Origin of the sequence: Arthrobacter sp. CC3 (assembly GCF_039907775.1) — a bacterium.
Taxonomy (GTDB): domain Bacteria; phylum Actinomycetota; class Actinomycetes; order Actinomycetales; family Micrococcaceae; genus Arthrobacter.
The window spans coordinates 26153-35124 of the sequence record NZ_JARCCY010000047.1 but is presented as its reverse complement, the minus strand read 5'-3'; the positions used below and the strand labels follow the sequence as shown (position 1 = coordinate 35124).

Sequence of the window (8972 nt, the reverse complement as noted above, 5' to 3'; positions counted from 1 at the left end):
ATCATGGGCGCTGGGATAATCCACCTCTCGAACCCGACCCATCAATAAAACCACTGGATGACGCCCCAAATCAGGGGGCACAATGAACTAAGCGGGCGGAACGACCCCGTTGTCGCATCCAAGGGTGCTGACCAGAACACGCCGCTTGACGGCCATTGGCGGCGTTCCACCCGCGTTCACAACCTCCGTGGGAATTACACCTAGGGCGCCTACAGGGATGCGTCATCATTCAAGATCGTCTCTGGGTCGGACTGGTTCGCGCTTCCTGCAGCTTCCTGTAGCTGCAGGTGTCTGTCCGCGGCTCGGACCCGTCAGCGTGCCGCGCGAGTCCGGATCACGAACATGGCCACGACTGCGAGGGCGAGCCCGATGACCCAGAGGAGCCCGATGATGAGTCCGGGTGTCTCGTCGAAGCTGTAGCTCAGCCCAGTGTCGATGATTACCCGGTAAGGCCCGTACCCGGGAAGGAGGACCGCCAGATCAGGGGGCGCGAGACGAAGCATCGGGCTCTGCGTGATGCCCAGGTCCAGGAAGGGTACAACGAAGGCGATCAGCACGCCCGTGACGCGTCCGAGGAGGAAGCCGAGGCACATCCCCAGGAGCGCGTAGACGGCGCCCACGAGCGCGATGCCCCCGACGAAACCGGGCCACTGTCTGGCCGGAAAGACCATCGCCGTGACCGCCAGCGAGGCGGCCGCGGTGACCAGCACCGCCACGGCGACCTCGCCGAAACGGCCTGCCAGCAGCGAAGAGCGGTGCATCCCGGACAGAATAAGCCGCCGGTCCCCCTCACGGTTGTTCAGGGCGATGAAGAGCCCCGCCACAGTGGCCAGCGAGGCCACCGCAATCGGGGCCATCGTCCCCGCGTGCGTTTCCGGCAGCCAGAACCGTGCATCCACTTCCCTGCCGTCCTCAAGCACCCGCATCACAGCGTACTGCTCCACGGTTATTGCCTTCGAAAGCCAAATGAAGATGATCGGCACAGCCACGAGGAGAACCCACAGGGCCGGGTTGCGCCCGTACTGCCGCAATCCCATCCGAAAGCCCACCGCAGCCTGCGCTGCCCACCGGGGCCGTGATGATGCCCGGGCCCGCCTGCCCGCCCTCACCGCCCGCATGAGTAGAAGCGCGCTGAACAGCAGTGCCCCGATAACCCAGGCCACCGCGAGTCCCAAGTCGCCCGCGTCACCGCCATGCCCGGACGGGAGGTCCACCATCCACAGAGTGACGTAATGGGTCGGCATCCACCGGGTGAGCTCCGCTCGGTCGGGGGAGGTCAGCGCGGGGCCGAAAAACACGTCCAAAATCCACACCAGCAGGATCACCACAGTCCCGTTGACCTGGTCCCTCACCAAGGAGCCGACCGCCGTGCCGATCCCGACGTAAATGACCGCGAACATCAGCGCTCCGGCCGCGACACGGGCCGGGTCATCGACGTCCCCGCGCAGGAACAGTGTCCCGACGGCGGCAGCGGAGACGAGCACGGCGATCATCAGTCCCGTCGACATCCTGGCGACGACGAGCACCGGAGCGGGAAGACCGGCAAGGACCAAGCGCCGGTCAGCTGACCGCGCCTGGCAGGTCTGGAAGTACATCGCCAGCGCTGCAAGGAAAGCCGCAGCCCATCCCGTAGTCGCCGTCTCCACCGCCAAGCCGGTGCCGCCGAGCAGCTTTGCTGAGTCCGCCATCGGCTGCGCGGCTACCAGCACGAAAACGATCGGTATCAGGACCAGCACCAGCAGGTTCACCGGGTTGCGGACGTACTCCACAAGGAACCTGCGGGCCAGAACGCCGACCAGCATCACTTCTGGACCGCCTTCCCCTCGCGGAGCTGGATGATACGGTCGAACCGTTCCTCGTCGGCTATGAAGTGGCTGATCACCAGGAATGCTCGTCCGGAGCCGCGTCGCGCGGCCACCAAATCCCAGAACCGCAGGTACGTGTCCCAGTCGAACCCCGCGTACGGCTCATCGAGCAGCAGTACCGAGGGGTCCGGGAGGAGCGCCAAGGCCAGATTCAGTTTGGCGAGAGTCCCCCCGGAGAGCCGGTCCGCGCGCTCGGCAGCGTACCGCTTGAAGTCGAGCTCCTCGTACAACCGCAGCTGCGCCGCAGCCCGTTCATCCCGCGGCATTCCGTATGCGACCCCGAAGAGCTCGAAATGCTCATCGCACGTCAGCCGTTCGAACACCACCGGCCGCTGTGGACAGTAGCCGAGGGATCCGTGCAGGTCCACCGCTCCGGTATCCGCTGACAGCGCACCGACCAAGATCTGCATCAGCGTCGACTTCCCCGAACCGTTCTCCCCGACCAGTCCGATGACCTCCCCAGAGCGGATCGACAGTGACGCGCCATCGAGAACTTGGTTGCGCCGACGCAAAGGCCAGACCCCCTGCCGGTAGGCCTTTGAAATGCCGCTCGCCGCGAGCACGAGACCAGACCCCTTATCCGAAGAGGAATTGCCGCCCAGACCCATCGGATCTTTCCTGTCCAAGACCATGCCGGAAGTGTCTCACCATAGCCCCTCCACGTCTATGCCAGGTCCGGACTCTCTAGCGGTCGAGAGGACGGCTGTGAAGGCGGATGCCTGTCGCTGCGGGGGAGGGAAGCTGCCCCGTGACCCCATAGGGAAGCTAACCATGCAGACCAAACTTACGGCTGTTCGGGCTTCTGGACCTCCATGACGTGTCCGGCGATGCTCGATCAGGCCGATGCGAATGGTGGCCACGCGCCCTTACTTAGCGTGCGCGCCTCGGTTGATTTGTCTTCTGCCGGCGTTTCCGCAACGTTCCATCCGCGCGCTCACACGGCGGGGTGGACGTAGGGGATTTTGGAAGGCTTTCCGCATCGTCCGTGCCGCCTCGACAGAGTCCGGGTCGTTGGCGGTCAACCCTGGGCCACGACCTGCCGATCGCCTGCGGATGCACGGAGTAGTCGTTGTATCCCATCCGCACGTAGTAGTCCCGTGGGAGCTGGACCCTGGCCGCGAATCCGGCCACGGGCGGAACTGAACCGGCGGCAGTCCCAACATCGCAGCCTTGTCCTGGCAGATCAGCTCCGCAGGCCTCGCACCGGTCCTCGAGACCAACCGGGAGTTGGCTCCGGGCAGCTAATGGCCGAGCTGTTCGTTGAAATCCTCCGGCGATACTTGTCCCAGATCAGCCGCCGCGGCATCCGCACCAGGGACCGTGGCTGCTCCCACATCCCCGCCAACGAGTCCCCGGTCATCGGGCCCGGGATCATCCGGGCCATGAGGCAAAGTCTCAACGACGACACCCCGCAAAGCGCTTTGCTAGGTTCCTGAACAATCCCATCGTAGCCACTCAGTGTTGTGACGATGGTTAGAATTCACTCCGTCCTGGTGGGCTCCGATCAGACTGACATAATCACGCGAACCTGCCTGCCTTGACATTCTATAGTTGGGGGAGGCGGCCGCGGCCCGACGCAGGTTCGGCGGCTATCCGCGGGTACTTTGTCAGCCCTGTCGTGGCTCCGTTGCCCGAGTACACACCGGGCTCCAAAGCATGCCTCTGAGCATGTCAAGTACCGCGCCGGTGGCGGCTCCGAGCATCGCGGGCTGGCGTTCCATCGAGGTTTTTTCGTCCGACGTAAAATCCTGTCGCTGTTGTCCTCCGTCTTTCCCCGGGTACAACGGAATACTGGTGATATGGCTAACTTCGGATATGTTGGCCGCTCCGGTGAAGATGGGACTGTCAGACCACGCGACGACGGGTGTCAGGAGGAACCCGCTTTCGAAAAGGGCGATGGCGGGCAGTGTGCCGAGAACATGCACACTGCCAGGGTCCAAGGACGTTTCCTCGCGGGCCTCGCGCAGCGCGGTAGCGGCCGCTCCGTGGTCGCCCGGGTCGGCAGCGCCGCCGGGAAAGACCAGCTGCCCGGGATAGTTGGCTAGATCGGATGCTCGTTCGGTAAGGAGGACGGACGGCCCGAGCGGGCTGTCAGTGAGCAGCACCAGCGCTGCTGCAGACCTAAGTGACACCTGTGCCCTGTGTTGATTCGGTTCTGGCAACTCAGGTCGGGTCAGTCGGGCTAGCTTGTCGGCCCACCGTGGCCGCACGGACGTTGCCTGACCCACCTTGGTCCGGCCGGCATCGGGGTCCAGCCACTGAAGTTCTCCGGTTTGTACACGCAGCAGGCCCACCCCGGGGGCGGAGTCGGCTGGCTGCACCAGCCGGGTCAGCTGCCCATAACCTGGATGGCCGAACAACGCCCGGGCAGGACGACGGGCAGTCAGGTCGGTCCGGTCTGAAAAATCTGCCGGATTGTTTGCTACCGCCACGAAGGCTTGACCGGATCCAACGAGGTTCGCCACAGGGCCCCCAAAGGCAACGAGGGTCTCACTCATCGCAGGCACCAGCAGGAGATTGACGCCGGCCTCCACCAGAGCGTGTACCGCGTGCGGGTTGAGTAAGTCCCGGCAGATCGCCAGTACCAGATGCCATCCGTCGTCACTGACATGAATTTTTATTTGGGGCCAGCCTTGGGGCTGGATATCTTCTTTGACCGGGCGGTCGGCTGGTGAGTGTTTGTCTTGAGTCAGTGGGGAAGGATTGCCGCGCAAATACGCGACTGTCGTGTTACGCCGCCGCAGTGACGTGAGATGCTCGTCGTCGTGGTGGTAGCTTCCGGCGACAAGCATCCTGAGCCCGCCGGCCCGGCATGTCCAGCTCTGCAGACGGGCGGCGAGTGATTCAGTGACGCAGAGCTCGGGCAGGACGACAATACTCGCGCCGTTTGCAACTGCGGCATTTATTAGCCGGTCGATCGCCGAGTGCTGTTTGTCTTCATCTTTCGGCCCGACGGGGAATGTCCGCCCGTTGGCGTCGGTCGGAAAGTGGAAATCAGCCAGCGTGCGGTTGGGATGGCATGTTGCCACGACCGTGTTGTGATCAACAATTCCGATGAGCTCGCGGGCGAGGCTGTAATCGAAGATGACCTGAAACTGTGTGGCCCATTCCCCGGCGAGCCGGACGTGACGCGTCTCGTCGAGGCGGTTTGCCAAGCGCCACGGAGGCGACGTCGCCGTCAGCGCGGTGACATGCCGGAGGTCTGGACTATCCAAGGGGATAGGATCACCAACACCCGGCTGGTAGGGGCTCCGGCGGCGAAAGGACTCCCGGAAGCTGCGACAATAATGTTCATCCAAGAGTTCGGCGAGCAGCCGTGCGACAACAACTGCGGGAATACCGTCGTCCGCGGTCAGTGCCGCAGCCAGGGCAGAGGCAACCTGGGGGCCCACTTCGGACTCCGTCGACGTGGTGCGCACGAGGGTCCTGACGCGGGCTGTGATCTGCTCCGCCTTAGCACGGCAGCCGGCATCCCGGATGCGCTCCTGCAGTATAGGATGCTCGTCCCGGCACAGCTGCAGCAGATGCGTGAGAACGACAAGTGGCTCTCTCTCGGCGGCGATGGCCATCTGGATAGACGCGAGCCGTTGTGGCAGCGCTGATGACCGGGCAACGCACGCAGCACATTCCGTCACCGATGCCGGATTGGCACCCGCTCGGACATTGACACCCCCGGGACCGCTGTTCGAAGCAAGCTCAGCTTTTCCGGTGTCCGGTGGGACCTCATCACGGCCCGGATCCGTCACGACGCGCCCCTCGCTGCCACAAATTCATCTCGGTGGGCCTGCCCGGGGTGGAACGGCGGGGGGGACATTCGGGCCGAGCCAGCCAGGGGCAAGGGGGCGCAGCAGGATCCGGTCCGGGGTGCGGAATCTGGACTTCTCATCGATTTGATCCCCCCGCGCCCCTTGAAGTCCAGAGCAGATAGGCGCCAAGCACACCACCCGCGCCAAGCCCGCCCCGCATTAGAGGTTTCTCCCAACTGCCCCAACGTTCCTTGTCTCCCGCCGTCAGAGCCCCGACACCTCCGATCAGCGCCGCAGCAATCATGCCAGCCACCAGACGGTTGCCGATACGTTCCGCCCGCCCAACCAGGGGTTCCAGTTCGGCAGCCCGTAAATGGACTTCCAAGCCAGCCGTGTCGAGCGTATCCGTGACTCGACGGAGTAATTCCGGCAGGTCTTCGAAGAGCGCTGCTGCGTCTGCACCTGCCTCGGCCATCCGCTTGGCAAGTGCCTGCGGCGCAAAGCGGCCCAACATCAGCTTCCTGGCATACGGGGCAAGCAACACGCTCAGATTAAAGCCGGGGTCCAGTTCGAGTCCGACGCCTTCGGCGATGATCATCATTTTCAGAAGCTTTGCCAGTTCCTGAGGCATCTGCAGGTGGTACGTGCGCATCAGCGCAACCGCCTGGGTGAGCAGCGGCCCGAGTTCGATTTGATTCAGTGGGCGGCCCTCGTAGAGAGCCATTAGCGTTGCGACGTCCGCGCGCAGCCGCCTGTGGTCCACAGGCTGCCGGGTTACGGACAGGTCCAATAAAGCGGAGCCGATACGGCCCGGATCGTTGCGGGCCAGGGCCGTGAGCAGGACGCCGAGGTGGCTGCGAAGCTTGTCGTTCACCTCGCCGACCATGCCGAAGTCAATGAGACCAATGCGGCCGCCGTCGGGTTCGATGAACAGGTTGCCCGGGTGCGGATCGGCATGGAAGAATCCGTCCTCAAAGACCATCTTGAGGGCTGTGCCGGCGGATCGCACAGCCAGCGCAGCCCGGTCGATCCCTGCACGGTCCAAGGCCGCAAGGTCATTGACTTTCATCCCCACGATCCGCTCCAGCGTCAGCACCCGGGACGTGGTCGTTTCCCAAAAGATGCGCGGAATATGGACGCCGGGGTCGGACGCGAAGTTCTCGGCGAATCGCTCCGCATTCCGACCCTCCTGAAGGTAATCGAGTTCTGCCCTCAGTGTTTGGGCAAATTCCGCGGCTATACCGGGGAGATTGTAGTTGGCCGTGGCCTCCCACCGGTGACTGATCTGGACAGCAAGGTTCTGCAGAATATCCAGGTCTGCCTCGATGGTGGGTATGACGTCAGGCCGCCGGACTTTGACTACCACGGGCGTTCCATCGTGGAGCGTCGCTGCATGGGCCTGGCCGATAGAGGCACTTGCCAGTGGTTCGAGAGTAAAATCCGCAAACACGAGGTCCGGTTCGGACCCGAGTTCTTCACGGATGAGCCGACGGATCGTTGCACCGGGCACAGGGGGAGCAGCGTCCTGGAGTTTGGCCAGCTCCGTCTGGTACTGCGGCGGCAAGAGATCAGGCCGGGTGGACAGGAGTTGGCCGAGCTTGATGAACGTCGGCCCCAACTCTTCGAGGGCCAGCCGCAAGTGGTCCGGATTGGTGTACGGCTCGGCCCTTCGTTCATGGCCTATGAGCCCTTGGTGGAAAGGGACCCACCGCTCAAGTCCGGTGATGCCCACGAGGAAACCAAGTCCGTGCCGGGCCAGGACCTCGCTGATTTCCTGATATCGGTGTAAACGTAAGTTCGTTGTCATTGCCAGTTCACATTTCTGCGCGATACGGGAGGGTTTGAAGGGGCGTACTAATGTCCATGGGAGTTTTCATGCCTTTGCCGTGCAGGCCGTTTTCGCGGCAGCACAAGTACGAGCATGGACACGATGACCAGGACCATGCCGGCCAAGCTCCAACTGCTCTGCCGTTCGCCCAACACAACCATGGACAACAGGATGCCGAACACTGGAACCAAGAAGGTCCATGCCGTGACCGCGTCCAGGCGGCAGTGCCGGACTTCCGTGAACCAGCCGAGAAAGGCCGCAGCAGTGCCCACGAGGGAGACATAAAGGAGAATGCCGATGAAGTGCGCCCCCCACTTGATGGCCGGCGCGCCCTCTGTAAGCGCGGCGATGACGGCAAGAATTGCGCCTCCGATCAGGAAATGCCATGCAATCACCTGCAGGACATCGGCTTTTATCTGCCTTGAGATCAACGTCCCGGCGGTGACCGCAAGAGCTGCCCCTATGGACAGCCACGCACCGGTACCTGTTCCGCTGGGCAGGGCGACTGCCAACAGCCCCGCGAAGCCTGTCCCCATCGCTGCCAGTGTTCGCGCGGATATGCGTTCCTTGTATATCCACCAAGCCGGAAGCACTATGAGCAGCGGTTGCGCATTGGCCAAGACGGAGGCGGCTCCGGTCGATAGGCCGGCCAGACCGCCGAACATGGCACCGAATGCCAGCGTGACATTGACAATTCCCATCACTGCTATCAGAGTCCAGGTCCGTACCCCGCGCGGCGCCGGTTCCCGACGGAATCCTGCAACTGCGAGAAGCACCCCGCCGGCTATGATCGCGCGCAAGGCGGCAAACCACAGCAGCGGGGCATCCGCCAGGCCGATGCTGATCGCCAGAAAACACGAGCCCCAAGCAAAGGTTATGCACAGCATCCGCATAGGGTTGGGCCGACGGAGGTCTCCGACCTGTACGGCACTGACTACTGTCGGGGGTACGCGCACACCATCTCCTTGGTCGGCGGGATACCGCAGAGGCTTTCGGCGATCGCAGCTATTGGCCTAGCCATCTTCTGGTTCATGGGGCAAACGCAACCCACCAGCGGATTCGGTCCTTCACTGGACTCGGCTCCACTCTGTGAACGGTCGCGTTCTGTGGCCACGAACATATTGGACTGCCGGGAGGTTCTGAAGGCTAGGCCTTCCCCCTTCGGAACCGCGATGGAGGCTATCGGCGGCAGTGCAGCTTTCCCACGGCAGGGCGGTCTACAAACCAGATGTGCCAAGCGCTGTTGAACCATCAGAAATCTTCCTTTAGGGCCGGCCCTGAATGAGTGGAGGCCGGCAACGCCGATATGGCAGCCTCCGGCCGGAATTGTTGTAGCTCGTTGCGTAGGTACATGGAGGGTTGGCGTATTTGACCTGATAGGCAAAGCTGTTGGATCGACCGGCAAGCGGGGTCCACCAGCGCTCACGCTCCGCGTGTCCGGCGTCTATCGCGTCCTGCTTTCATAAGGTGTCCTGAGCGGCCACCGCGAGTGGGCCTCTCGGGCGGCTGACCCGATGCCCCGAATGCCCGGTC

At 63.3% G+C, this 8972-nt stretch carries 6 protein-coding genes and 1 pseudogene; 1 reads left to right on the top strand and 6 read right to left on the bottom strand.

The genetic code is table 11. The annotated features are described in order from the left end of the window. Positions 1 to 311 precede the first annotated feature (311 nt). From PV761_RS20630 to PV761_RS20620, 3 genes and pseudogenes are all read right to left on the bottom strand, one after another. Positions 312 to 1802, bottom strand: coding sequence for an ABC transporter permease (locus PV761_RS20630; protein WP_347899488.1), 1491 nt, complete (start codon positions 1800 to 1802; stop codon positions 312 to 314). After that, positions 1802 to 2473: an ABC transporter ATP-binding protein gene (locus PV761_RS20625; RefSeq protein WP_347899490.1), complete on the bottom strand. Its 672-nt coding sequence runs from the start codon at positions 2471 to 2473 to the stop codon at positions 1802 to 1804. The genes PV761_RS20630 and PV761_RS20625 overlap by 1 nt, the downstream gene beginning before the upstream one ends. A 430-nt stretch (positions 2474 to 2903) precedes the next feature. Beyond that, positions 2904 to 3040, bottom strand: a pseudogene (locus tag PV761_RS20620) (IS21 family transposase); the annotation flags it as partial. Between the two features lie 69 nt (positions 3041 to 3109). On the opposite strand from PV761_RS20620, the gene PV761_RS20615 reads away from it, so the two are divergent. After that, positions 3110 to 3301 carry a hypothetical protein gene (locus PV761_RS20615; protein WP_347899487.1) on the top strand — a complete coding sequence of 64 codons (192 nt, stop codon included), beginning with the start codon at positions 3110 to 3112 and terminating at the stop codon, positions 3299 to 3301. Positions 3302 to 3472: 171 nt separating this feature from the next. Here PV761_RS20615 and PV761_RS20610 read toward each other — a convergent pair whose 3' ends face one another. From PV761_RS20610 to PV761_RS20600, 3 genes are all read right to left on the bottom strand, one after another. Continuing rightward, on the bottom strand, positions 3473 to 5434 hold the full coding sequence (locus PV761_RS20610; protein WP_347899486.1) for an NUDIX domain-containing protein: 1962 nt from the start codon (positions 5432 to 5434) through the stop codon (positions 3473 to 3475). A 313-nt stretch (positions 5435 to 5747) separates the two neighbouring features. Beyond that, positions 5748 to 7418, bottom strand: a complete 1671-nt coding sequence (locus PV761_RS20605) for an AarF/UbiB family protein (RefSeq protein ID WP_347899485.1) — start codon at positions 7416 to 7418, stop codon at positions 5748 to 5750. A 47-nt stretch (positions 7419 to 7465) separates the two neighbouring features. After that, positions 7466 to 8326 carry a DMT family transporter gene (locus PV761_RS20600; protein WP_347899484.1) on the bottom strand — a complete coding sequence of 287 codons (861 nt, stop codon included), beginning with the start codon at positions 8324 to 8326 and terminating at the stop codon, positions 7466 to 7468. Between the last annotated feature and the right edge of the window lie 646 nt (positions 8327 to 8972).

Coding starts and splice junctions, on each gene's coding strand:
- PV761_RS20630 (WP_347899488.1), bottom strand. CDS start 1,802: ATGCTGGTCGGCGTTCTGGCCCGCAGGTTCCTTGTGGAGTACGTCCGC.
- PV761_RS20625 (WP_347899490.1), bottom strand. CDS start 2,473: ATGGGTCTGGGCGGCAATTCCTCTTCGGATAAGGGGTCTGGTCTCGTG.
- PV761_RS20615 (WP_347899487.1), top strand. CDS start 3,110: ATGGCCGAGCTGTTCGTTGAAATCCTCCGGCGATACTTGTCCCAGATC.
- PV761_RS20610 (WP_347899486.1), bottom strand. CDS start 5,434: ATGGCCATCGCCGCCGAGAGAGAGCCACTTGTCGTTCTCACGCATCTG.
- PV761_RS20605 (WP_347899485.1), bottom strand. CDS start 7,418: ATGACAACGAACTTACGTTTACACCGATATCAGGAAATCAGCGAGGTC.
- PV761_RS20600 (WP_347899484.1), bottom strand. CDS start 8,326: ATGCTGTGCATAACCTTTGCTTGGGGCTCGTGTTTTCTGGCGATCAGC.